Here is a 24,535-nt window from a genome sequence, read left to right on the forward strand (position 1 = left end):
CCATGCCCATCAAATTCGCCGCCATCGGCCTCAACCATTCCCACATCTACGGCCAGGTGAACTGCCTGCTGCGCGAAGGCGCCGAGTTGGTTGCCTTTCATTCCCCCGAGGACGATCTCGCGCGTGAGTTCAGCGAGAAATTCCCGCAAGCGAAGCGCGTCGCCGATCAACGCGCCATCCTCGAGGATCCCACGATCGCGCTGGTGCTCACCGCCGCCATCCTCTCCGAGCGCGCCGCCATCTCGGTCGCCGCGATGCGGCATGGCAAGGATGTGATGAGCGACAAGCCGGGGATGACCAGCCTCGAGCAACTGGCCGAAATCAAGCGGGTGCAGGCCGAGACGGGCCGCATCTATTCGGTCTGCTATTCCGAGCATTTTGAAACCCGCTCCACCGTGAAAGCCGGCGAGCTGGTCAAGGCCGGCGCCATCGGCCAGGTGATCAACACCGTGGGCCTCGGGCCGCATGCCATCCGCAACAATCAGCGGCCGGCCTGGTTCTTCGATCGGCAGCTTTATGGCGGCATCCTCTGCGATATCGGCAGCCACCAGTGCGAGCAGTTCCTGTTCTTTTCCGGCACCGATACCGATGCCGAAGTGGTGTCGGCCTCGGTGAACAACCGTGGCAACCCTGGTAAACCCGGGCTGCAGGATGTCGGCGACATGCATTTGAGGACCCCCACTACCACGGGCTACGTGCGGGTCGATTGGTTCACCCCGGCGGGGCTGCCCACCTGGGGGGACGGGCGGCTCACCATCCTCGGCACCGAGGGCTATATCGAGCTCAGGAAGTATATCGACATCGCCGGGCGGCCGGGGACCGACCACCTGTTCCTTGTCGATAAGCACGGCACTCAGCATATCGATTGCTCCGGCGTCGACCTGCCCTATGGGCGGCAGCTGATCGCGGACATCCTCAACCGCACCGAGACGGCGATGCCGCAGGTGCGCGCCTTCAAGGCGATGGAACTGGCGCTGACGGCGCAGAAACTGGCTGAAGTCGGGACGGTTTGGCAGCAATGAGCAGGGTTTACACAGTCGCTGTAGTGGGCGGCGGCATCGGCAAGAGCCACATCGTCGAGGGCTACGAGACCAACAAGGACCGCTTCAAGGTCATCGCCATCTGCGATCTCGACCCGACGCGGCGCAACGCGCTGGCCGACGAGTTCGGCATCGAGCGGCGGGTCGAGAATTTCGACGACCTGCTCAAGATGGACGATCTCGACATCATCGATGTCTGCACCCCGCCCATGGTGCATTACCCGATGGTGGTGGCGACGCTGAAAGCCGGCAAGCACGTGGTGTGCGAGAAGCCGCTGGTCGGTTCGCTCGCCGAGGTCGATGAGATCATCGAGCTGGAAAAGCAGAGCCGCGGCAAGCTGATGCCGGTGTTCCAGTATCGCTACGGCAACGGCATCGAGCAGGTCAAACGCATCATCGAGGCCGGGATCGCCGGCAAGCCCTATGTCGGGACCGTCGAGACGCTGTGGCGGCGCGGGCCGGATTATTACACCGTGCCCTGGCGCGGCAAATGGAAGACCGAGCTCGGCGGCGTGCTGATGACCCACGCCATCCACCCGCACGATATCTTCACCTACCTGATGGGCGAGCCCAAAAGCCTGTTCGGCCGGGTGGCGACGCGGGTGAATGCGATCGAGGTGGAAGATTGCATCTCGGCTTCGCTGGAGATGGAGAGTGGCGCGCTCGCCAGCTTCACCGCGACGCTCGGCTCGGCCGACGAAATCAGCCGTATCCGGCTGGCCTTCGAGCACGTCACCTTCGAGAGCGACCACGAAGCCTACAACCCCGGAAAACTCCCCTGGAAGATCCTGCCGCGCAACGACGCGACCAAGGCGAAAATCGATGCCCTGCTCGCCGACTGGCAGGATGTGCCATCGCGGTTCCAAACCCAGATGCGCCGCTTCTGGGATGCGCTCGAGGGGCTGGGGCCGATGCCGGTGACGTCAAAGGACTCGCGCCGGGCGCTGGAAATCGTCACGGCATTCTACCATTCGTCCGAAACGCACGAGGAGGTAAGCTTCCCCGTGACCGCAGGCCACCCGAAATACCGCAGCTGGCTGCCGGAGGGGTTTCGATGAGGAGTTGCCGCCCCACCCACGGAGTCATTCCCGTGCAAGCGGGAACCTCCGTTTCGGAGTGTGCCGCGAGCACCGCAAACAGAGTTTCCCGCTTTCGCGGGAATGACCCGGTGGGCAACTGCACTGCCCCTGTGGAGGAGAGCATCTGATGTCGACAAGCGTTGTCCTGCAGCAGGTCGAGAAGCGTTATGGCGATGTGGAGGTGATCCACGGCATCGATCTCAACATCGATCCGGGTGAGTTCACTGTGTTTGTCGGCCCCTCGGGCTGCGGCAAATCCACCCTCTTGCGGATGATTGCCGGGCTCGAGCCGATCTCGGGCGGGAGCCTCCTGATCGACGGCGAGCGCATGAACGAGGTGCCGGCAGCCAGGCGCGGCATCGCCATGGTGTTCCAGAGCTACGCGCTCTACCCGCATATGAACGTCTACCAGAACCTCGCCTTCGGGCTGGAAACGGCGCGGGTGCCGAGGCCCGAGATCCAGCAGCGGGTGCAGAAGGCGGCTGATATCCTGCGCATCGAGCCGCTGCTCAAACGCAAGCCCAAGCAACTCTCGGGCGGCCAGCGCCAGCGCGTCGCCATCGGCAGGGCCATCGTGCGCGAGCCCCGCATCTTCCTGTTCGACGAGCCGCTGAGTAACCTCGATGCCGAGCTGCGGGTGCAGATGCGGGTGGAGATCGCCAAGCTCCACAACGACCTCGGCAACACCATGATCTACGTCACCCACGACCAGGTCGAAGCGATGACCATGGCCGACAAGATCGTCGTGCTGCAGGCCGGCATCATCGAGCAGGTCGGCGCGCCGCTCGAACTCTACAATCATCCGCGCAACCGCTTCGTCGCCGGCTTCATCGGCTCGCCCAAGATGAACTTCCTCGAGGCCAAGGTGGAAAGCGCCGATGGCGCCGGCGCCAAACTCCGCGCCGGCGGCAGCGAGATCGTCGTCAACCGCCAGGTCGGCGCCGGTGATGCGGTGACCTTCGGGGTGCGCCCCGAACACATCGGCATCAACGAAGGTTCGGGCGTCGAACTGGCCAAGGTCAAGGTCGACCTGGTCGAGCAGCTGGGCGGCCAGACCATGGTCTACACCACAACCGCCGATGGCCAGGCGATGACCATCGCGGTAGACGGACAGCGGCAGGTGGAACTGGGCTCGATGCTCACGGCCTATGTCGATCCGGCGCGCTACCACGTGTTCGCGCGGGATGGGCGGGCGATTTAGGGGCGGCTGACTGAGAGAGACGGCCCCCTCCCGGCCTCCCCCATAAAGGGGGAGGTGAAGAGTCGAGGCTCTGTCTGTGATCGTGCCAAGCGCACCAGCGGGGCACCTCCCCCTTTATGGGGGAGGATGGGAGGGGGCCGTCTGCCGGCAGTCGGCTACTGCCCCGCCAGCAACTCCGCATTCCCGCCGCTGGCCGTCGTATCGATGCAGACATGCCGCTCGGTGATCAGCCGCTCGGCGTCGCTCGGCCGAGTGACCAGCGGGATGATCATCCCCTCGCGGCGGCTGAGCGCCTGCCGCCACGGCCGCAGATCCGCGTCGGTGCCGAAATGCATGATGGCGTCGACGTTGAGCCCGGCCTCGATGGCGGCGGGGCTGAGCTTCTTGTCCAGCCCGCCGATCGGTTCGCCATTGGCGCCCAGCGCTTCGGCGATGCGGCTGGCGCCGGGGGCGACGACCAGCACGCCATTGCCCTGCTCGAGCGCCAGCGTCGCCTGCTGCAGCGCGCTTTGCGTATCGGGCCCGAGACAGAGCACCACGCCGCGCGGCCAGGTGTAGAGCGTGTTGGATTCGCCGGTCGGGCCGGGCAACAGCTCCTGCGCCGGCTCGATCCCCACCCGTTCGATGCCGATCTTCACCTGGTCGACCGCGGCGATGGCAAAGCCGATCGAGAGGCCCGAGAGCGGGTTGACCCCGGTGGACGGTTCGAACGCCTCGGCCGGGCGCCAGAAGCGCTTCAGGTAATTCGGCCCACCCGCCTTCGGGCCGGTGCCGCTGAGGCTCTCGCCGCCGAAGGGTTGCGAGCCGACCACCGCGCCGATCTGGTTGCGGTTGACATAGATGTTGCCGGCCCGGATGCGGTCGGAGAGCTCCTCCACCCGCCCGTCGATGCGGGTGTGGAGCCCGAAGGTCAGCCCATAGCCCGAGGCATTGATGGCGTTGACCACCGCATCGAGGTCTTCGGCCTTGAAGGTCGCGACGTGCAGCACCGGTCCGAAGATTTCTTCCTTCATCTCGGCAATACCCGAGACTTTCAGCACCGTCGGCGGCACGAACGTCCCCTGCTCCGGCGCTTTGAGCTGGTGCAGCACGGCGTCGCGGGCGGTGAACTCGGCGATATAGGCGTCCATCTTCGCCTTGGCCTTGCTGTCGATCACCGGGCCGATATCGACCGAGAGATCCCAGGGGTCGCCAAGCTTCAGCTCGTCCATGGCGCCATAGAGCATTTCGAGCGTCCGCTCGGCCGCATCTTCCTGCACATAGAGGATGCGCAGCGCCGAGCAGCGCTGCCCAGCCGACTGGAAGGCGGAAGCAAGGATGTCGCGCACCGCCTGCTCGGGCAAAGCGGTCGAATCGACGATCATGGCGTTGAGCCCGCCGGTCTCGGCGATCAGCGCCGCGCCGGCGGCGAGATTGTCGGCCATCTTCACGTCGATCGCTTTGGCGGTGGCGAGCGAGCCGGTAAAGCACACCCCGTCGATGCGCGGGTCGGAGGTGAGCACCGAGCCGACCACCGGGCCGGAGCCCGGCACCAGTTGCACCACGTCCTCGGGAATGCCGGCCTGCACCATCAGCCGCACCGCCAGTGCCGCGATCAGCGGCGTGGTCTCGGCGGGCTTCGCCAGCACCGTATTGCCGGCAACCAAAGCCGCGGCGATCTGGCCGGTGAAGATGGCGAGCGGGAAATTCCACGGCGAGATGCAGGTGAACACGCCGAGCGGCTGGCGCGGTTCGCTCGCTTCGGCCTCGCCGGCGTAATAGCGAAGGAAATCCACGGCCTCGCGCACTTCGCTCACCGCATCGTTGAGGGTCTTGCCGGCTTCGCGGGCGCAGAGCGCGAAGAACTCGGCGGCATTGTCCTCATAGAGATCGGCAACCTGCCTGAGCAGCAGGGCGCGCTCGGCCACCGGGCGCGCCGCCCAGCCGGGCGCTGCGTCCCTGGCCGTGGCAATCGCCAGCTCCAGCGTCTCCGGCCCTGCCCCGATGGCGTCGCCCACCGGCTCGCCGGTGGCGGGACTGATGATCGAAAACTGCTCGCCCTGGCTGCCGGCGACCAGCGACGCCGGCACGGCGTGCCAGCGCTTCTCGCTCGGCCGGAACCGGTCGCGATCGGCGAGCAGATAGTTGACCGCCAGCGGGTCGGTCAGGTCGTGCCCCCTGGAGTTGGCGCGGCGCGGCGCGAACAGTTCGGCGGGCGCCCGCACCTTGGCGACGGCGTGCGTCACCGCCTCGAACGGGTCCTGCACCACGGCGGCGGCCGGCACATCGCGATCGGCGATCATGTTGACGAACGAGCCATTGGCGCCGTTCTCGAGCAGGCGCCGCACCAGATAGGCGAGGAGATCGGCATGCCGGCCGACCGGCGCATAGATGCGGGTGCGGGTCTGCTGCTCGTCGTGGATGATCTCGTGCAGCCGCTCGCCCATGCCATGCAGGCGCTGGAACTCGAAGGCGTCGTTAGCAACGCCGAGCCGCTGCGCCAGCTCCAGCACCGCCGCGACGCTATGGGCGTTGTGGGTGGCGAACTGCGGGTAGATGCGATGCGTCTTCGACAAGAGCCGCTTGGCGTTGGCGATGTAGCTGACATCAGTCGCGGGTTTGCGGGTGAACACCGGGAAGCCATCGAGCCCCAGCACCTGGGCGCGCTTGATCTCGCTGTCCCAATAGGCGCCCTTTACCAGTCGCACCATGATGCGGCGGTCGAGGCTGTCGGCCAGCGCCTCGATCCAGTCGATGACATGGCTGGCACGCTGGCCATAGGCCTGCACCACGATGCCGAACCCATCCCAGCCGGCAAGCCGCTCATCGGCCAGCACCGCTGATATCACGTCGAGGCTGAGGTCGAGCCGGTCGGCCTCCTCGGCATCGATGTTGAAGCCCATATTGGCGCCGCGCGCCATCATGGCGAGGGCGAGCGTGCGCTCGACCAACTCGTCCATCACCCGCTCGCGCTTCATGAACTCGTAGCGCGGATGCAGCGCCGAGAGTTTTACCGAGACGCCCGGGTTGTCACGCACGGAACCGGCGGTGGAACGGGTAGCAAGCACCGCGATGGCTTCGGCATAGGCGGCGCGATAGCGCTTGGCGTCGGCTTCGGTGCGGGCGGCCTCGCCCAGCATGTCGTAGGAATAGGTGAAGCCGTCCTTCTCCGCCCGGCGGGCGATGCGGGTCGCCTCCTCGATGTCGCGGCCAAGCACGAACTGGCTGCCGAGAATCTTCATTGCCTGCATCACGGCCGAGCGGATCACCGGCTCGCCGATGCGCTGCACGAAATTCTTGATGGTGCCGGCGATCCCTGCCCCGCCCTCGCGCAGCACCGAGCCGGTCAGGGTGAGCGCCAGGGTCGAGACGTTGACCAAAGCCGAATTGGCCCGGTCGAGATGCTCGGCCCAGCGCGACGGCGCGATCTTGTCCTCGATCAGGTCGTCGATGGTGCGGTTATCGGGGACGCGCAGCAGCGCTTCGGCGAGGCACATCAGCGCGATGCCCTCGTCGGTCGAGAGCGAATATTCGGCGAGAAAGGATTCCAGCATGCCGGAGGACTGCGCGGCGCGCACCTTTTCCACCAGCTGCAGCGCCCGCTGCCCGATGGCGGCGCGGTCGGCGTCGGTCAGTGCCGCATCGGCCGTGAGCCGCGCGATGGTTTCGGCCTCGTCGGCCAGAAGTGCTGCCCGGATCCGGCCGCGGAGTTCGTTGAGATCGCCCATTTATGCCCCCGTGCCCTGAACTGTGGCACGCGTCGCTGATTTGTGTGGGGAAAATGTGATGGCGGCAACAGGAATTTTAGTGGAGCTAAAAGGGCTGGCCGGCCCTCTGGGATGGCCGCGGATTCGTATCGCTCCGCCGCTTGCGGCACGCTATAGTCAGAGATGCACGCGAGCAGGTTGAGCCCATGCAACCGACCAAGCTGATCTGCTTCTGTCTAGGCGCTTTTGCCATCGTGCTCGCCTTCGGGCTCGAGTTTGGCGCGCAGTGGCTGCCGTTACATAGTAATGTCGAGCTGCCCGGCGTCGGCATTACAGCGATGGCTTATTTCGACCTCATCTTCCTTTATTCGTTGGCGCTGATCTTCGTCGATTTCCTGCCGGTGGTGCCAGCGGTGTTCTCGCGCGTCCAGGGCATCGTCACGCTGGTTCTTTCGCTGCTCGCGCTCATCGCCACGATCGTCTTGGCGTATTTCACTTTCGCATTCGTGATGACGATGGTGAGCCTGCTGCTCGCCGTGCCTTTCGGTACCATCGCCTACCTTGCCATCTGGGGCGATTTCGATACGGCGAGCGCCAAAATGGTGCTGTCGCTCGCGATGATGCTGAAGCTTGTCGGTGTCGGGCTCATCCTGTTCGCCAGCATGTCGTTCCTCAAGAACAAGGGATTCATGCTGCTGACGCTTTGTTCGGTTGGCCTGAGCTTCGGACTCGGCCTGCTGCACACGCTACCGCCCGGCTTCCTTGTCAGCATCGCCGACGCGGTCGGCGCAGTGGTCATAGCCATCGCACTGATCGTCTGGTTGGTGATCCTGCTGGTGGGGGCATTGTTCGCCATCGTCGCAGCGCTCCGCAGCGTCGTGCCGGTCTGACTGTCATCAGTCGTTGACCGCGAGCGTTACAGGGCCGGACGGGGCGCTGATGTTTGTCGTGGCGGTGCCCTTGCGCACCACGACGCTGCCCTCAAGCCCATCGGCCATGTTCTTGTCGTCGCAGCCCGGGGGGCGCTGTGCCCCCTTGGCCACGATGCAGAGAAATTGCTCGTCCTGTCCCGGCTCGCTTGCCGTCACCGTAACCGCCTTGCCGTCGACCAGCCGTACCCGAACCGTGGCGACCTTGCGATCTCCTGCGGTGAACCGGCCGCTCCAGCTCTCGGCGCCAGCCAGTGACGTCGGCAGCGTGGTGCCTGGCAGGGGCTCGGCCGATGGCGGTTGAAACTTCAGGAACGCGGCCCATTCCGGCAGCGTCGGGCGATAGCCGGGCTTCTCGCTGGTCGCGGGCTCCTGCGGATAGAACAGCAGGGTGCCAACGAACACCGCACCGACGATGAGGAGGACGATGATAATAGCGCGCATCGCGGCCTGCTGCCCAATGAGGATGAAGACGGAGTCGTCGATGGTAAGCGGCGAGACGTCAGTTACTGCGGGAATGAACCTATCGAGGGTAAAGGATCGTACACTCGAGGGTCGATACGTGGGGGGCTGAGCACAGGATCAACTTCGATGACGAGGATGCAGGCGGGCCAAGGGGTGCACGGGTGAATGCCGCCGGGTCCGACACCGCCTCCACCTCCGCCACCGCTATTGGGCTTCTTGATGTTGACCATGACGGTCACGGCGCTTCCCATCGCCGCCGGCTGCTCCTCCGGTGGGCTGGTGCGCGTGACTTCGGTATCACCGAAGCCGTCAACGTGCGAAGTCTCTGCCACGATGCTTGCCGTGAAGCCCTTCTGGGTCAGCGCCTGTTGGGCATCCCGGGGGTCGGAGCGGGCGACTTTCGGCACCAGGACACCGGGGTCGAACAGCAGGATGGTCGCGCCGGTGGTGTCGTCCTTGCCCAGAGCAACGACGATCTGCTGCGCCGGGTCGTGTCCGGGTTCTGGCTCTCCCGGTTTCGCCCCGATGTTCGCAAAGCCGTGCTTGGCCGCGATCGCCTTGGCCTCCTCCAGTGGATGGCCTCGCACCATGTCGAGCTCGAGCCGGGGCCACATCAGGTACGCGACGCCGCCGGCGACGACCAGCAGGAAAACCGCGGCGACCGCCACGGCCCACCAGGGGAACGGCCGCTTGACCTCGCGTCGCTCGGTCGCATCGATGTGGAACGCGACCGCTGGTCCTTCGGCGAAATCGGTGTCCGGCTGCGCTTCCGAGGTAACTCGCAGGCGGAAGGCGTGATCGGTCGCGGCCGGCTGCGGCGGCACCTTGACCAGCGCTTCGACGGTCAGCGTGCTACCGGCAGCGATGTCCTCCTCGATCTCCAGCGGGGAGGTCGGCGGCGCCGTGGCGAGGTTGAACCAATCCGAGCGGGCGCCAGACAGCGCCTCGATGCGGATGCGCATCGTCTGGCGCCGCGACGAGGTGTTGCGCAGCGTGCAGCGGAGGCTGCCGGTCCGGGTTCCGTCCGGCGCGGCCGTCAGGTCCAGCCGCGTCGGACAGTCGGCGAATTCGAAGCTCGGCATCCGTACCTCTCGTTCAGCGGTCGATAGTCAGGTTTGTGCCGGAACCAGTTTCCAGCGGCGCGACGGGTCGGTGTCGCAGTCGTACTGCACCGCCACAACACCGTCGTCGGTGCTGCGGCCGCCGGCGATGGTCAGGCACTTGTTGGTATGCACGTTGATCAGTTGGTAGGTTCCGTCGGCGCTCGGGCCGCTGGTGGTCCAGGTACGCGATCTGTGGTCGTCGCAGTTGTACTGCAGCCACTCCAGGTTGTTCGCGTTGCTTTCGCCGCCGGAGATGGTCAGGCACTTGCCGGTCTGGACGTTCTTGATCTGGAAGTGAGTGGGCTGCACCTCCGTGAACAGCCAACGCTTCAGCGGTTCGTCGGCACAGCTCATCTGGACGGCGAAGATGTTGTTCTCGGCGCTGCCATCCTTGATGGTGAGGCACTTCTGCGTCTGCAGGTTGGTGAGCAGCATGACTTTGCCATTGAGTCCGCCCGTCGCTGGGTCGCGCTGCGGATCGGGATCGGACTTGGGCTGGAGCATGAAAAACAGCCCGGCACCCACGACGAGCACCATGGCCGCGGCGACGGCCACTGCCCACCACGGGAAGGCCGAAGCCGGCTTGTCCGGCCCCTTCGAGGCGGCGACCTCGAAGCTGATGGCCGGGCCTTCGGCGAAATCGGTGTCGGGCGCCGATTCCGCGATGGCGCGCAGGCGGAAGCTCTGGGGCCCGACAGGCGCACCGGGCGGCACCTTGACGCCGGCCGTCACGGTGAACGTGCCGCCCGCGTCGATTTCCTGCTCGAGCTCGAGCGGCGAAGTGGTGGGGGCGCCGGCGAACCCGAACCACTTCGATTGCGCGTTTCCCAGCGGCTCGATGCGGATGCGGACGCTCTGCCGGCGCGCCGAAGTGTTGCGCAGCGTACAGCGGACGCTCCCGGTCTGCTCCTGGGTATCGGGAGCAGTGGCCAACGTCAGGGTGGTCGGGCAGTCGGCGAACTCGAAAGTAGGCAATCGGACACCTCGTTTGTTACACGGATAGATCTCGATCGACTGGGCAGCAGAGCATCATGATTTCGGGTCTGCCGCATCAGGAAAGATAAGTGGCTTGTCGACCGACGTCTGGCCGGTCGCCTGGAACTGGGTCACCAGGTCGTAGGCCAGGAGCAGAGCGGCGGCGCCGATGAGGTGCCAGAGCGCGTGCGGTTGCACCACCAGGTCGGGGTTGCACAGCAGCTTGCGCGTCGCATCGATGGCCGGGCCGGGAGCATTGTCCTCGTAGCCGTCGAAGAGCCGGAAGACTGCCCCGACGAAGAGCAGCCCGCCGATCCAGGCCAGTTGCCCGCCAAGCCCCTTCGGCGTCTTCTCCCCGGCAAAGAGCACCAGCAGCTGGACGATCAGCAGGCCGACAATGATCACGAACAGGGTGGTCGAACTCCATCCGGTCTCCGTCTTGATCAAGACCCCCAGCACCCCGATACCGACAGCGGTGACGGCGACAAACACCCAGCCCAGCCATTCGACCTCGGCCATCACCTTGCGGATGAGGAAGCACAGCGCGGTGAACGCGAAGACGAGAGCGGTGAACGCGAAGAAGGCCCCGACCCCGCTGAACTGGAACAGCAGGAAGGCGAGGACTCCCACGCCCATCAGTGCCAGTCCGATGATGGCGGGCCATGCTCCCGACAGGCGCCACGGTTCGCGGGCCTGCAGATGCACCGAGGCGATGTAGACCTGGAGCGAGAACAACGCGGCGTAGACCCAGGCGACGTCGACGGTTTGCGGCACCTCGCGTCCCAGCGTCGCGTGGTAGAGCGCGCTCATGGCGCCGAGGATCACCAGGTTGAGGCCGAACAGCAGCCCCGCCCACGAGCCGGCCCGCATCAGGATCAGCACGCCCACCACCACGTAGCCGGCGTTCGATATGGTGTTCTGCACCTCGACCATCCAGCCCTGGTCGACCGGCCGCTCGCACTGGTCGTCATGGTAGGCGTACAGCCCGTTGTCGTCGCGCGGGTACACCGTGTCGTTGTCGTGCAGGATCGAGACGCCGGCGAGGAACACGAAGAACGCCAGCAAGCCGATCGACACCCCCATGGCCCAGGAGATCGTGCGTCCGGGTTGAAAACCGATCATGGCGAACTCCCTTCTGGTGCGGACCGGCTCAGGCCGGGCGGAAGAAAATCTCGGAGGTGACGTAGGCGGGTTTCCAGTTCTCGACGGTACGCCGCACCAGTGCGTCGTGCCGCCGCGCGGCGTCGGGCAGCTCGACCCGCATGTGGAAGGGCCGCGGCAGGCCGTCGTCGCCGGGAGGGTTCTCGACGATGTCGATGGCCTCGGCGCCGGTCATGATCTTCAGCATCGCTTTGAGGGTGCGGGCGGTGCCGCGGTCACGCGCGAAAACCGCGGCGCGCAGGATCAGTTCGCGCAGCGCACCCGGGTCGATCGGGGCAGCGCGCGAGGAGGCGCTGTCGAGGTCGCCCACCAGCGTACGTTCGAGGCCGACCCAGCCGGCGAGCAGCATCAGGAAGCCTTCGGGTGTGCGGCGCGGATCGAACCAGCGGTCGAGGTCGGCGAGGATCGCCTCGTCCGGCGCGAGGTAAGACTGCATGATGCCGACGAGCGTTTCGAGCACGCTGCCGGGCGTGATCCCGGCCTGCATCACTTCGGGCAACAGCCTCGGGATCAGCCGCATATCCAAGCCTCAGCCCTCCATCTCGTTCTCGCGCACCACGGTGATGTCGTGCGTGCCCGAGCAGTAGAGCGAATTGGGCGGCAGCGGCGCGCGCTCCGTGAACTCGATCTGGCCGGCAGCGACATAGCGCTGTCCGCGGTCGCGGCTCGCAAAGACGCCGCCCGCGGCGCCGGCAAGCACCAGCGGCGCCGACAGGCCGAGCGCCACGCCAGTGAGCGGCACAAGGGTTTTGCGGTCCTCTTCGATCGGCAGGCCGCAGCCGAGCTGCGAAGTGGTCCACGCCGCATTCGCCTTGTCGGTTTCGAGCAGGGCGATGCCGGTGCGGTTGGACGAAGCGGCAACGAGGCCGGGCGCGAACGCCAGGCCGGTGCAGCTGCCGCCGTTCCAGCCGGTGCCCACCACCTTCCATCCCTCGGGATCGATGCCATCGCCGCGTGCTTCGACGCGGATGACGCCTTCGCCGTTCTCGCCCCGTTCGGCGGCAACGGCGGCCCAGAGGAACAGACGGTCGCCTTCACGCTGGAACATCAGGCGGCGCACGTCGCGCCCCTCGGCGCCCGGGATCGGCTGGAAACTGCCGGCCTTGCCGCCATCGCGCGAGATCAGCACGCCGCGCTTTTCGCGACGGGCCACTGCAACGCACGGGACGCCCGATGCGAAGCGGGCAACCGCCACGGCATAGACGCCGATCTCGTTCAACGCCGCGTCGCTGGCGCCTGCCTCGAGCTGGTCGATGAGGATCGAACTGGAGGCGTCGCCCAGACTGATGACGCGCAGCCCCTTGCGACTGGCGTAGAACAGCTGCGCGCGCGGCCCGTTCTTGAGGCTCGCGATGTCGTAGAGCTTTTCGCCCTGCACCGTCTCGACCACGTTCCAGGTCTCGCCGCCGTCATTCGACAGCTGCACCGTCACGGTCTCGACGTCCTTGACCGACAGCAGCGCCATCACCACGCCCGGCTGCTCGGGATCGGTTCTCACCGTTGTTACTTCCGAGTCGGGCTGGTCGATGATCGTCGTCCAGCTCTCGGCGCTGTCCATGGTGCGGTAGAGGCGCTTGACGGCTGCGGCGTAGAAGGTGCGCGGCTGGTTGGGGTCGCGGTGCAGGTCGACCACCTCGGACTGCGGGCCCTCGTCGATGGTGAACGTTAGCTGCTCGGCAAACCGCACGCCTGGCTCGGCGAGGATCGCTTCGTAGACGTCCGAGGCGCGCAACGTCTTGCCGAACGGCCACTGCCCGTTGGGCGAGATCAGGTCGTCGAGCCGGCGCAGGATGCGGTTGCGCACCGCTTCCGGATCCTCGACCGGCGAGACGACGACACGCGAGGCGATCGACACCGGCCGGCAATGGGCCCACAGCACCTTGGTGCGTACGCCGATTGGCCGGTAGTCGGCGATCAGCGCATCGACGCGGTCGCGCAGCAGCTCGGTCTGGTGGCCGCGGACATTCTCCAGCGTCGGCGGTTCACCCGGCAGCAGCGTCGGCACCACGCGGATCTCCACCACGCCCGGTTCGCCGAACACCCAGTGTTCGCGCTGGGCATAAGCGCGGGCGCGCGCCACTCCGCCGGCGAGCAGCGCGATGCGCTCGAAGTCGCGTGCCGTGACGGCACTCGAGAGGGCCTGCACCGCTTCGCGGGCGCGCAGCATGGCGCGTTCCAGCGTCTCGCCGTCCTCGCCGCCGCTGGCGCGGCCGCCATTGCTGACGGACACGCCGGGGATCGGGTCGCGCATGACGACAAGGGTGTTCGGCAAGACATTGCCGACCTTGCCGCCACCGATGCGATACCAGGCGCGGATTTCGGCGTCCTTGGGCGGTATCCGGCTGAAGGTCGCCGAGCCGGACCCGCCGAGCGGTGAAAAGCTGATCGTGCCGGTAGCCCGGTCGAGGGTGTAGGCGCGGTCGCCATCAGCCAGCCCCTGGAAGCTCGAAACCTCCTTCCACACGACGAAGGGCCTGCCGCCGAACTGGCGCACCGCCAGCCCGGGATCGAGCCCCTCCGGTTCTTCCTCGATCCCGACGGTGAGCGTCGCGAGCTCGGGGATATGCCGGATCAGCGGGGCGCGCCGCAGCCGGACGCTCTGCGCCGGCTCGCCGTTGCCCGTACCGACGAGTTCGCCATCCACCAGGTCGGCATGGATCGCATCGACCTCGTTCGATGGGGCGCCGGCCGCGATCTCGAGGTCGGCAAGCGTGACGAAAGTTACCGCGCTCGCCACATCGGACACCCGCGTTCCGGCAGCTATGGCGATCGGCTTGTCCGCGACCGGGGCAGTGCGGCTGAATGTCAGCCGGACCTGCGCGGCGGCGGGCGCCAGCATGGTCACGCCGATCAGGTTCAGCAGCGCCACATGCACCTTCTCGGGCACCCGGTTGAGCCGGTAAAGCATGTTGTCGGTGAGGAAGGCAAACAGCTCCACCAGCACCATGCCGGGGTCGCTGGGCGAGGTATCGGTCCATTCCGGTGAGCGGTTGCGGACAATCTCGCGGGCTTCGCGCATCAGGTCATCGAACGTGCGTTCGTCGAGTTTCGGGGTCGGGAAGGCCATCAGTTCACCCCCGGGGCAAGGTCGAGGGTGACGGCGAGGCTGTCGCGGCGCTGGCTCTCGCGGACGCGATAGTCGAGCCTGATTTCGAGCACGCTTTCTCCGGCGCCACTGCCGGCCGCGCGCCCTGCCCTCAGCCGCACGATGTCGATCCGCGGCTCGAAGCGGGTAATGGCCTGCGACACGTAGTGGATCGCCAGCCCGGCGGTCGTGGCGTCGTTGGCGGCAAACACCAGCCGGTCGAGCGGGCAGCCATAGGTGGGGCGCATCACCCGTTCGCCGGGCCGGGTCGCCAGCAGCATGACAATGGCCTGCCGGATGGCGTCGTCGCCGCTCAGCATGGCGATGCCGCCCGAGGGCGAGGTATGCGGCCCGGCGGGCACGATCGTACCCGGCTCGTAGCCGGCGCCCAGTCGTCGAAACTGCCAGCCGATCACCGTCATGGCTCAGGCTCCGCTCGCCACGAATTTCTGGGCCACCGAGCTCACCGAGAACGGGGTGATGCCGAGCTGGCTCCAGTTCGTACGGCCGGCAGTGGTATCGAGGCAGACGCGTTTGCCGCCGATGCGGATGAAGGTGGAGTAGGAGGCATCGTCCACGGCGACGGTGGCGGTGCAGGGCGGCGTGGTGATGGTCACCATCGGGCAGGCACTGATCGACCGGCCGTGCGGGTCGTCGTCGACGAGCAAGGGGTCCTCGGCGATGCGTACCCAGTCCTGGCTATTGACGTTTTTGACGACGCCGCCATGCATGCATTTGAGGACGGCTTTCTTGGTGAGGATCAACATCGCTCAGCCCCGCTCGAAGTTGATGAGATTGGCGCGAAAGGTAATCGTCTTGCCCGGCGCCTCGATCACGAGGTCGCTGGCCGCGGCAAGACGGGCATTGTCAGGAGCGAATTCCAGCATGCTGCCCGAGATGGTCGCGAGCCGCGCCAAGGCGTTCACCGAGGAGAGCTCGAGCCGCTGGCCGCCGCTGGTGCGCAGCACGAAGGGCCGGGGCCGCTGGTTGGAAAAGCCGCGCGGCAGGTCCTTGTCGCCGTACAGCCCGCCGAGCACGATGCCGCGGGCCGGATCGCCATCGGGACAGAGCACCAGCACCTGGTCGCCGATTTCCGGGAACACCGCGGCGCCTTTGCCGGCGCCGGCGCCCGGGATCAGCACGGCGAGCCACGGCGCCAGCGTATCGCCGAGCGCCGGCAGGTTGACCCGGCAGCGCCCCATTGTTTCGGGGTCCACCGTGTCGGTGACGAGGCCGAGCGTTACCAGCGGCGCGCGGGGGCGACTGTTGCGCGTCGGCGGCTCGGTGGAAAAGCCGGTGACATAGCCCCGCGCCGCATCGATGCGGTGCAGGGCGCTGGTGATCACATGGCGGCCGGCGACGCCGTCGGCGACCCCCGAAACCGTCACCGGCCGGCCGGGCGCGAGGCGTGGATCGCCCGTCGCCTCGCCCTTTGCGGCGGTCGAGCGGGCGACCCCGCGGTCGAGATCGGCGGCGGCGACCCCGGCGATGTCGGCAGCCCGCTCCCCGAGGCGGTTCAGTCGCTGCCGGTACCCGCCGGTGCCCTCGTTCGCCGCGACGTCCCGGGCTTCGAGTGCGTCCTGCCGGCTCGTCGTGACGGTTTCGACAAAGGCGGCGGCGCTCGACGGATTCCACCCTGCCCCCACCGTCCCGCGCACGTTGCGATCGTTGGAGAGGCTTGCCTCGAAGCTCAGGAGTTCGCCGCCGAAGCGCAGCCCGACCTGGTCGCCGAAGCCGTCGAGCCCGGTCAGCACCAGGGTGCCGTCCCGCAGCACAGGGTAGAGTCCGGACTCTTCGGCGAGGTCGGTCAGCAGGTCGAAGTCGCTCTGCTCGTGCTGGATCAGCGTGTCGCGCGGCTCTGGTCGGCCCTGGCAGTCCGAACCGACGCCGATTTCACCGGCGAGCGCCGCGGCGAGGTCGGCGGCCGACTGCGACTCGATCGCCCGGGGCCGGAAATTCCGGCGCAGCCGCTGCAGCTTGTCGTAGGCCCGCACCCGCAGCAAGGGCACGCCGGCCGAGCCGTAATCATAGGTCAGGGCGCTGATTTCACCCTCGAACAGCGGCACGCGATCGCTGCCGACGCGCAACGCGAGGCCGCGGCCGATGGCGAGGCCGTCGAGTTCGCGCGGTTCGATCAGCGTGAAACTGACCTCCGCCAGGGCCGGCGCGGCGAGTTCCTGGCGCACCAGCACTTCGCTGACGAGCCGCGCCAGTCGGGGATCGGCAGGCGCGCCGTCCAGCTCCAGGGCGAGCGCCGTCTGGTTGAATGGCTTGCTCATGGCTCGACCAGGCTCGCCGGGTCGGGAAGCACGAGGATCGTCCCCTCGGCGATATCGAGTGGATCGGCGATGTTGTTGTAGCTGAGGACGGCATGTACCAGCGACGTGTCGCCGTAATAGTCGGCCACGATCTCATCGATACGCGGCGTCGGCAGGCCGTTCTCGTCCGGGCTGAGCGTCACCCGGACGGCCCGGTCCTCGGTGCCGCTGAGGCCGTCGACGTGGGGCAGCTCGAACTGCGAGGTGGCGGGCAGGCGGGCCGGCGACGCACCGGCATCGTCATAATCCACCCGCTTCAGCCGCAACCGCAGCCAGGAGCGCTGCGGGCGGCCATCGGCGGCGAAGCGCTCGAACTTCTCCGAGACCGCCATCACCACGCCAGGGATATTCCAGGCCCTGCCCCAGATCATCCGGACCAGCGGCGGCGCGCCGAAGCCGTCCGTCGTCTCGCCGTTCTCGGCGAGGTTCCAGATCGGCCGCGTCATGTCGCGGACGTCGGATTGTTCCGCCGGCGCCACCAGGGACGGCTCGCCCTCCTGCTGCTCGATCGCCGCGGGCAGGCGTGGCCGCAACTCGTTGTCGATCTCGGTGTCGAACAGCAGGTCGAGGTCGATCTCGGTGCTGCCGCCGCCGGTGGCGATCAGGGGGTCGTCGGTCATCGTCATGCCGGTGATGATGCCGGTGGTCGCGCCATGCGCGACGACGCCAGCAGAGCGGCGCACCACGACGTTCTCGGGGTTGAGCAAGCAGAAGAGCTGCTCACCGGTGCGTTCGACCAGGAAAGCTATCCGTTCCATGCTCGCTCCACCTGGTCGTCGATGAGGCGGCGGAGGCGGTCACCCGCATCGGTGTCGCGGGCAGCGGACACGGGCCGCGGAGCGGGCAGGTCCGGCCATTGACCGGCGAGGCTCGCCGGGGACGGCTGGCGGGGCGGCGCCTCGCGCCGCGCGTGGGGGAACGCTCCGGCGGAGCGTCCGACAGGCGTTGGGGCCAGGGCGAAGGCTGCACGCCGCTGCTCCTCCACACCCGCACCGGTCGTCCAGGCCGGAGCCACGCGATCAGGTGCGGCGCGTGGGGGCGAAAAGTCCGGCGCGGGTGGCGGCTCCGCTGCAGCCTCGAGCCAGGACACCGCAATCCGCGCCTCGACTGGCGGCTCCGCGGCCATATCGGAGACGCGCGGCTGGGCCGGCGCGGCCGGGCCGGCAAACTGCAGAGGCGCCGCCACCGGCAGCGCCTGGTCACTGGCCGGCAGGACAGCCCGAGGCGACGCTGCGGTTGGCTCCAGTTGCACCGCGAAGCCGACACGACGCGCCGTACGCCGATGCTCCAGCCACGCGACCTTCGCCCGTGGTTCCGGCGCAGGCGCCGTGGCAGCATTCTCGAGGGGTGGGCGAGCCGCCTGCCTATCGGGCGTGCTGAACCGCAGAGCCGGCCTTGGCGTCGCGGGCACGGCAGCACGATCCGGCGCTGGACGCGCGACCGGCACCTCGCCGGATCGGGGGCTCGGCCAGTCGCCCGGAGCGGGTGCAGCGAATGGCGCTGTCTCGACACCCGGCGCCGCTCCGCCATCCGGCTCGAACGCATCCCCCGCGCCGAGCCGTGTCGCCAGCAGCTCGATCCATGCGTCCGGCGCGTCCGGATACTGCTCCCGCAGCTCCGCTCGGCGCGCCTCCCCGAGCGGCGCGGCTTCGCGCAAGGCAGCCGCCTCCAGCCATGCCGTCACCGCGCGGAACGCGGGCAGCACGACGGAGGCAAGCGTGCCGAGGGGGCCGTTCATGGCTCACGCCCGGTTCATGCTGTCGAAGACGAGCTTCACCTGCTCGATGGCGATTTCGCGCCCCAGCGCATCGAGCGGCGCGCCGCTCCATTCCGATGGCCAGGCGTTGATCAGGTTCCAGCGCAGGGCCTCGTCGACGCCCTTGGGATCGAGGATGATCACCGAGACATTGCGACGCTCCACCGCGCCCTCGACGCCCTTGGTAAACCAGTCCCACAGGTCATGCGAGCGGGTGAGGCCGTAAGACAGGGTCACCTCGGCATATTCGACCGGGCCGGGGATGGCGCGCACCACCTGGCTGGTGCCGCCTTCGCGGTAGCGGATAGGGTGGATACGCGCCCCGAGCCCCGCGACGGCGGTGAAGTGGCCCTCCACCACGCCCTGGATCTCGAGCTTGAAGTTGAAGTTGCGATAGGGGTCGATGGTCTGGCCGACGGCGGCCCCGCCGGCTGCGTTCTCAGCTGCTGAAGGCATGGTTCAGTTCCTCGCGCGGACGTTCAGGCGGTTTCGACGACGGTACCGGCAGCGGTCTGGCCGATCCGGAAGATGACGAACTCGGCCGGCTTGACCGGCGCGATGCCGATCAGCGTGGTGACCTTGCCGGCATCGATCTCTTCTTGCGGATTGGTTTCCTCGTCGCACTTGACGAAGAAGGCCTGCGCCGGCGTCGCGCCCATCAGCGCGCCCTGCCGCCAGAGCAGCGTCAGGAAGGCGCCGATGTCCCGACGGATGGCCTTCCACAGGAACTGGTCGTTCGGCTCGAACACGGTCCAGCGCAGGCTGTTCTCGATCGATTCCTCGATCATGTTGGTGAGCCGACGGACATTGAGGTAGCGCCAGTTTGAGGCCGAGGCGGCGAGGGTGCGGGCCCCCCAGACGGTAATGCCCTCGCGGCCGAAGGCACGGATGCAGTTGACGCCAACCGGGTTCAGCACTTCCTGCTCGGCCTTGCTGATCGCCTGGGTCAGCCCGATGGCACCGAAGATCGGAGTGTTGGCCGGCGCCTTGTGCACGCCGCGCTGCACGTCGATGCGGCCGCAGATGCCGGCAATATGGCCCGATGGCGGGATGTCGACGATGGTGGACGGTGAGATCGCGTCCTGCCCGCGGATCCAGGGGAAGTAGAGCGCGCCAAAGCCGCGCTGCGAGTCGCGCGGGCGCAGGCCGCCGCGCTTCGGCTTCGGAGCCCCCTCTTCGGCACTGACGGTCGCCGCGCGGGTGAGCTGTTCGACGTCGTCGGCCCGCGGCGGGCCATCGAGCAGGGCGACACGATCTCCCAACTGTTCGGCGGCATTTAGCAGCGCTTCGTAGCTCACTGTGTCGATGCGGCCCGGAGCGGCGATCAGCGCGATCTCGTCGATGGCGGCGAGCAGGTCGAGCCCCTTGCCGCCGCCGCTGATCGGCGCGTCGGCGGCGATGTTGACGATGTAGCAACGCGGCCCGCCGTTGAGGAAGAAGCCGTGGACGGCGTTGGCGAGCGGGGTGCCGGTCGACGCGCCGTTGGCGAAGATCTTCACGAACTCCTGCCAGTTGTTGACCGCCACGGCTTCGCCGCTGCGGGCAGTGGCGTCAGGCGCGGTGCCGACGAAGCCCGCCACCGACGTGCCGACGGCCTCGATCGGTCGTGAGCCGCTCTCGATCTCCTCGATAAAAATGCCAGGGCTAAGATAGGTCGGCATGCTAGCTCTCCACGGACAATTGTAGCGTCAGGGTCTGGCCGGGCTTGGCCACGACAGTCTTGCTGAAGCGCTGCTTGCGCGCGATCACCTCCAGCGAGCGTGTCACGCCTCCCGGCGCATCGAAGCGGAAGCGGCCGTCGAGGCCAGTGGTCTGCACCAGCCGCAGCGCCGGCAGTTCGACCACGGCGCCGGCGATTGCCAGCCCGTCGGGACTCTCCACCACGCCCTCGATGGTGCCCATCGTATCGACGTGCAGCACAGGCGCATGCAGCACTGGTGGCGCCAGGGTTCGAGTGCGGGCGCGGAGCAGCGAGGTAGAGACGGCAAGGCCGAGCGGCTCGTCGGTGCGCCGTTCCATCTGCAGGATCACCGGGTCCGCGTCTGGCATTGCCAGTGCCGGATTCTCGGCCAGTGCAAACGCGATTTCGCCGAGGTACCGGTGCTGGACCAGCGGGTCGTCGGCTTCAACCATGATGCGATAGTCGAGCCGCAGCACGACCGTCGGACTGAGCCGGTTGCCGGACGGCTCAACGTAAAGATCGGCGAGCGCGACCCGTATTGTGGGCTTGTCTTTGGCTGAGGTGACAGAGCCCAAAGCCAAAGCCACATCTGGAAAACTGGCAAGCAACCAGTCGCCGAGGGCTCCGGTCACGTGATCCACCGAATGCACCATGCGTAAACCCTTGCCGCCAAAGGAATATGTTAGGTATTGTGGCCGATACCCTACGCAGATGCCATTAGCATAAACACAGAATTGACGTTCCCACAACTGATCTTGAGTGTTCTTTTGCAGTGCAAATCAGACGCAAATGAAGTGGAGTATTTTGGCCAGAAACGGCCGCCTCCACGGATGCTAGTGGGTTTTGATGCCGCTGGCGTCCACCATTTGGATGACGACGGCCTATTTTGCTTGGTCAGGATCGGCAAGTGAAGCGGCGAGGTGGACAAGCGCCTGCGCGTTCTCGGCCAACGGATCAGCGCTGAGGACGTCGTTTCCTGCGCCGGTAGGCCTGAGGCCTGAGTAAGCCTGGGAGCGATCACGAGCGCCACCCGGTATCTGCGCGGAGCGGACCGGTAACGCAACAGCCCTCCTCTCTGGCGAAAACCAGGGACCTAGCTGAGCTGAGCCTCGGATTCTGCAGGAGAGAAGGGGGATGCTTTGGAGGGCGCGACGGCGCCGCGGCGCTTACGCCAGCGGGTTGTCACCCTTCCACCAGGTCTTGAACGGGTTGGACCAGAGGATTGACTGGATCGTCTCCTCGCTCACCCGTGGCAGGCTGGTGCCTTCGACCTGCTTGTTGATGTTGATCAGCCCATCGGCCGATTCCGCCACGCCGGCGAACGGAAAGTCGGTGCCGAAGAAGATCTTGTCGGCGGTGCGATACTCCTCGGCCAGCACCAGCATGTTGTAATACTGCCAGGGCCGGTAGAAGAGCGCCGACTGTTCCAGCCACACATTGGGTTGCTTGCGCGCCACGACGATCGCCTCGTCGTACCAGGGGTGGCCCATATGGGCGAGGATCATGGTCAGGTCGGGGTATTTCAGCGCCACCGGCTCGACATGGATGGCGCGGCCCAGCTCCACCGGGGCATTGCGGGCATAGGTGGTGCCCATATGCATGGTCAGCGGAATGTTGCGCTTCTGCAGATACTCGTAGACCGGCTCAAGCCGCGGGTCGGAAAGGTGCACGCCGTTATAGATCGGCCCGAACTTCACGCCCTTGAGACCAAGGTCCTCGATGGCGTGGTGCAGCATGTCCATGTAGTCGGGGCGGCGCGGATCGACATAGGCGAAGCCAACGAACTTGTCGGGGTACTTCCTCACCGCCGCGGCGGTCAGCTCGTCATTGCCCTCGACGCCGATGGCATCGGCATAGCGCAGCGTGAAGATGATCGCCTTCTCGACGTCAGCCATCGCCGTGTAGAGCGAATCCGCATCGGATTGGTGACTGAGCTCGCCCTTCCGCACCCGGCCATGCAGCGTCCAGTACAGCGGCAGGATGTGCTCTTCGTTGTAGATGTTGACGTGGCAGTCGCAATACGCACGTGCAGTCATTCCCAGTATCCTCCAGATAATATGCGGGCGCCGAGGCTCAGCGGCTCACCGAGCGGTATCGGCGGTGCGACGGGCGTGCCGTCAGAACGAGACTTTCGAAGGCGGCGTGCCGCTGCCGCCGACCAGGAAGTCGAAATCGACGCCCTTGTCGGCCTGCTGCACATGATCGATGTAGAGCCGGCCATAGCCGCGCTCATAGGCCGGCGGCGGCGGCACGAAGGCCGCCCGACGCCGCTCAAGCTCCTCGGCGGAGATTTCGAGCTCGAGCTTCCGCGCGGGGCAGTCGAGCACGATGAAATCGCCGGTCCGGACCAGCGCCAGCGGCCCGCCCAGCGCCGATTCCGGCGCCACATGCAGCACCACGGTGCCGAACGCCGTGCCGCTCATCCGCGCGTCCGAGACCCGCACCATGTCGGTGACGCCCTGCTCGAGCAGCTTCTTGGGCAGCGCCATGGTGCCGGCTTCCGGCATGCCGGGGTAGCCGCGCGGGCCGGCATTCTTCAGCACCAGGATGCTGTCGGCATCGACATCGAGATCGGGATCGTCGATGCGAGCCCTGAGATCCTCGGAGTTTTCGAACACCATGGCCCGGCCACGGTGCTGCATCAGCCGCGGCGAGGCGGCCGACGGCTTGATGATGGCGCCGTTGGGCGCGAGGTTGCCCTTCAGCACCATCATGCCGCCCTGCGGCGTCAGCGGCTTGTCCAGCGGCCGGATCACCTCGTCGTTCCAGCTTTGCGCATCCGCGATGCGCTCGCCGATCGTGCCGCCTTCGACCGCGACGGCGTCGAGGTTGAGCAAATGCGAGATGCGCTGCATCACCACCGGCAAACCGCCGGCATCGAAGAACTCTTCCATCAGGAAGCGGCCCGAGGGTTTGAGGTCGACAATGGTCGGCACGTCGCGGCCGAGCGCGTCCCAGTCCTCGAGCTTGAAATCCACCCCCAGCCGCCCGGCCAGCGCCAGCAGGTGCACCACCGCATTGGTCGAGCCGCCGATGGCGCCATTGACCTTCACCGCGTTCTCGAACGCCGCCCGGGTCAGGATCTTGGAGATGGTGATGTTCTGCCGCACCAGTTCGACGGCGCGCTTGCCCGATTGCTCGGCCAGCACGGCACGGCGGCTGTCGGGCGCCGGGATCGAGCCGTTCATGGCAAAGCCGATCCCCATCGCCTCGCCCAGCGACGCCATGGTCGAGGCGGTACCCATGGTCATGCACGAGCCGGCCGAACGGCTCATCGCCGCCTCGGCCGCATCGAGGTCGGCCTTCGAGATATTGCCGGTGCGGTATTCCTCATCGAGCTTGAAGATGTCGGTGCCCGAGCCCAGCACCCGGCCGCGGAAGCGGGCATTGAGCATCGGCCCACCCGACACCAGCACGGCGGGCACGTCGCAGCTCGCCGCCCCCATCAGCACCGCCGGCGTGGTCTTGTCGCAGCCGGCCAGCAGCACCACCCCGTCGATCGGGTTGGCGCGGATCGTCTCTTCGACATCCATGGCGACGAGATTGCGGAACATCATGGTGGTCGGCCGCATGAGCGGCTCACCCAGGCTCGTCACCGGAAACTCCAGCGGGAAACCACCCGCCATCAGCACGCCCCGCTTCACATGCTCGGCCAGCTCGCGCAGGTGCCGGTTGCAGTTGGTCAGTTCCGACCAGGTGTTGCAGATGCCGATCACCGGCCGGCCATCGAGCAGTTCGGGCGAGAACCCCTGGCTCTTCATCCAGCTGCGCGGCACGAAGCCATATTTGCCGGCGCGCGCGAACCACTCGGCGCTGCGATAGGCCCGCGGCTCGCCCGGCTTGGCGGCATTGGCTGGGGTGGTCTGGCTGCTCATCTGAACGCGTATCCGTGCGGCTGTTGTTCGGTGTTTTGCCGGCGTGCAATGTAACGTTACATGGACGAATGCCGTCAAGGGACTTTGTGTAATGTACGACGATTGGGGGGTGGGGGCGACGCACCGGCCTCTCAGTGATCCTCCCCCGCGTGGCGGGGGAGGGGGACCGCCCGAAGGGTGG

Annotated in this window: 21 protein-coding genes; 4 read left to right on the plus strand and 17 right to left on the minus strand. The window is 66.9% G+C overall.

Annotated elements, in window-relative coordinates; genetic code table 11:
- The first annotated feature begins 2 nt into the window (after nt 1–2).
- The 3 genes from ASC68_RS15895 (at nt 3) to ugpC (ending at nt 3,320) form a co-directional block, all read left to right on the plus strand.
- Entirely contained in the window at nt 3–1,022 is a 1,020-nt protein-coding gene (locus ASC68_RS15895; RefSeq protein WP_055881171.1) for a Gfo/Idh/MocA family oxidoreductase, read from the plus strand.
- A complete protein-coding gene (locus ASC68_RS15900) occupies nt 1,019–2,098 on the plus strand; it encodes a Gfo/Idh/MocA family oxidoreductase (RefSeq protein ID WP_055881173.1) in 1,080 nt (359 codons plus the stop codon). The genes ASC68_RS15895 and ASC68_RS15900 overlap by 4 nt, the downstream gene beginning before the upstream one ends.
- Nucleotides 2,099–2,246: 148 nt before the next feature.
- The gene (ugpC, locus tag ASC68_RS15905; protein WP_055881176.1) at nt 2,247–3,320 is read left to right on the plus strand and encodes a sn-glycerol-3-phosphate ABC transporter ATP-binding protein UgpC; all 1,074 of its coding nucleotides are present in this window, start codon (nt 2,247–2,249) and stop codon (nt 3,318–3,320) included.
- Between the two features lie 155 nt (nt 3,321–3,475).
- Here ugpC and putA read toward each other — a convergent pair whose 3' ends face one another.
- On the minus strand, nt 3,476–7,027 hold the full coding sequence (gene putA, locus ASC68_RS15910; RefSeq protein ID WP_055881179.1) for a bifunctional proline dehydrogenase/L-glutamate gamma-semialdehyde dehydrogenase PutA: 3,552 nt from the start codon (nt 7,025–7,027) through the stop codon (nt 3,476–3,478).
- Between the two features lie 185 nt (nt 7,028–7,212).
- Here putA and ASC68_RS15915 point away from each other — a divergent pair, with 185 nt between their 5' ends.
- Nucleotides 7,213–7,896 carry a hypothetical protein gene (locus ASC68_RS15915; protein WP_055881183.1) on the plus strand — a complete coding sequence of 228 codons (684 nt, stop codon included), beginning with the start codon at nt 7,213–7,215 and terminating at the stop codon, nt 7,894–7,896.
- Between the two features lie 6 nt (nt 7,897–7,902).
- Here ASC68_RS15915 and ASC68_RS15920 read toward each other — a convergent pair whose 3' ends face one another.
- The 16 genes from ASC68_RS15920 to ASC68_RS15995 all read right to left on the minus strand — a co-directional run bounded on the left by ASC68_RS15920 (nt 7,903) and on the right by ASC68_RS15995 (nt 24,354).
- Nucleotides 7,903–8,379, minus strand: coding sequence for a hypothetical protein (locus tag ASC68_RS15920; protein WP_055881186.1), 477 nt, complete (start codon nt 8,377–8,379; stop codon nt 7,903–7,905).
- A gap of 62 nt (nt 8,380–8,441) precedes the next feature.
- A complete protein-coding gene (locus ASC68_RS15925) occupies nt 8,442–9,482 on the minus strand; it encodes a PASTA domain-containing protein (protein ID WP_055881191.1) in 1,041 nt (346 codons plus the stop codon).
- Between the two features lie 27 nt (nt 9,483–9,509).
- A complete protein-coding gene (locus tag ASC68_RS15930; protein WP_055881194.1) occupies nt 9,510–10,478 on the minus strand; it encodes an RICIN domain-containing protein in 969 nt (322 codons plus the stop codon).
- A 54-nt stretch (nt 10,479–10,532) separates the two neighbouring features.
- Nucleotides 10,533–11,600 (minus strand): hypothetical protein, encoded by a 1,068-nt coding sequence (locus ASC68_RS15935; protein WP_055881197.1) that lies wholly within the window; start codon nt 11,598–11,600, stop codon nt 10,533–10,535.
- A 28-nt stretch (nt 11,601–11,628) separates the two neighbouring features.
- Complete coding sequence (locus ASC68_RS15940) at nt 11,629–12,159, minus strand: phage tail protein (RefSeq protein ID WP_055881199.1); 531 nt, start codon at nt 12,157–12,159, stop codon at nt 11,629–11,631.
- A gap of 9 nt (nt 12,160–12,168) precedes the next feature.
- Nucleotides 12,169–14,706, minus strand: coding sequence for a baseplate J/gp47 family protein (locus tag ASC68_RS15945; RefSeq protein ID WP_055881201.1), 2,538 nt, complete (start codon nt 14,704–14,706; stop codon nt 12,169–12,171).
- On the minus strand, nt 14,706–15,146 hold the full coding sequence (locus tag ASC68_RS15950; protein WP_055881203.1) for a GPW/gp25 family protein: 441 nt from the start codon (nt 15,144–15,146) through the stop codon (nt 14,706–14,708). Before ASC68_RS15950 ends, ASC68_RS15945 begins: the two co-directional genes overlap by 1 nt.
- A 3-nt stretch (nt 15,147–15,149) precedes the next feature.
- A complete protein-coding gene (locus ASC68_RS15955) occupies nt 15,150–15,491 on the minus strand; it encodes a hypothetical protein (protein WP_055881205.1) in 342 nt (113 codons plus the stop codon).
- Between the two features lie 3 nt (nt 15,492–15,494).
- Entirely contained in the window at nt 15,495–17,003 is a 1,509-nt protein-coding gene (locus tag ASC68_RS15960) for a phage baseplate assembly protein V (RefSeq protein WP_055881206.1), read from the minus strand.
- Nucleotides 17,000–17,800, minus strand: a complete 801-nt coding sequence (locus ASC68_RS15965; protein WP_055881208.1) for a hypothetical protein — start codon at nt 17,798–17,800, stop codon at nt 17,000–17,002. The genes ASC68_RS15960 and ASC68_RS15965 overlap by 4 nt, the downstream gene beginning before the upstream one ends.
- Nucleotides 17,788–18,780: a hypothetical protein gene (locus ASC68_RS15970; protein WP_055881210.1), complete on the minus strand. Its 993-nt coding sequence runs from the start codon at nt 18,778–18,780 to the stop codon at nt 17,788–17,790. The genes ASC68_RS15965 and ASC68_RS15970 overlap by 13 nt, the downstream gene beginning before the upstream one ends.
- A gap of 3 nt (nt 18,781–18,783) precedes the next feature.
- Nucleotides 18,784–19,254 carry a phage tail protein gene (locus ASC68_RS15975; protein WP_055881211.1) on the minus strand — a complete coding sequence of 157 codons (471 nt, stop codon included), beginning with the start codon at nt 19,252–19,254 and terminating at the stop codon, nt 18,784–18,786.
- A 23-nt stretch (nt 19,255–19,277) separates the two neighbouring features.
- Nucleotides 19,278–20,459, minus strand: coding sequence for a phage tail sheath C-terminal domain-containing protein (locus ASC68_RS15980; protein WP_055881214.1), 1,182 nt, complete (start codon nt 20,457–20,459; stop codon nt 19,278–19,280).
- 1 nt (nt 20,460) lies between these two features.
- Nucleotides 20,461–21,132 (minus strand): carboxypeptidase-like regulatory domain-containing protein, encoded by a 672-nt coding sequence (locus tag ASC68_RS15985; RefSeq protein WP_055881217.1) that lies wholly within the window; start codon nt 21,130–21,132, stop codon nt 20,461–20,463.
- A 513-nt stretch (nt 21,133–21,645) separates the two neighbouring features.
- The gene (locus ASC68_RS15990; protein WP_055881219.1) at nt 21,646–22,515 is read right to left on the minus strand and encodes an amidohydrolase family protein; all 870 of its coding nucleotides are present in this window, start codon (nt 22,513–22,515) and stop codon (nt 21,646–21,648) included.
- Between the two features lie 81 nt (nt 22,516–22,596).
- Nucleotides 22,597–24,354: an IlvD/Edd family dehydratase gene (locus ASC68_RS15995; RefSeq protein ID WP_055881220.1), complete on the minus strand. Its 1,758-nt coding sequence runs from the start codon at nt 24,352–24,354 to the stop codon at nt 22,597–22,599.
- Nucleotides 24,355–24,535: the final 181 nt, after the last annotated feature.

Source organism: Devosia sp. Root105 (assembly GCF_001424865.1).
Lineage (GTDB): Bacteria > Pseudomonadota > Alphaproteobacteria > Rhizobiales > Devosiaceae > Devosia_A.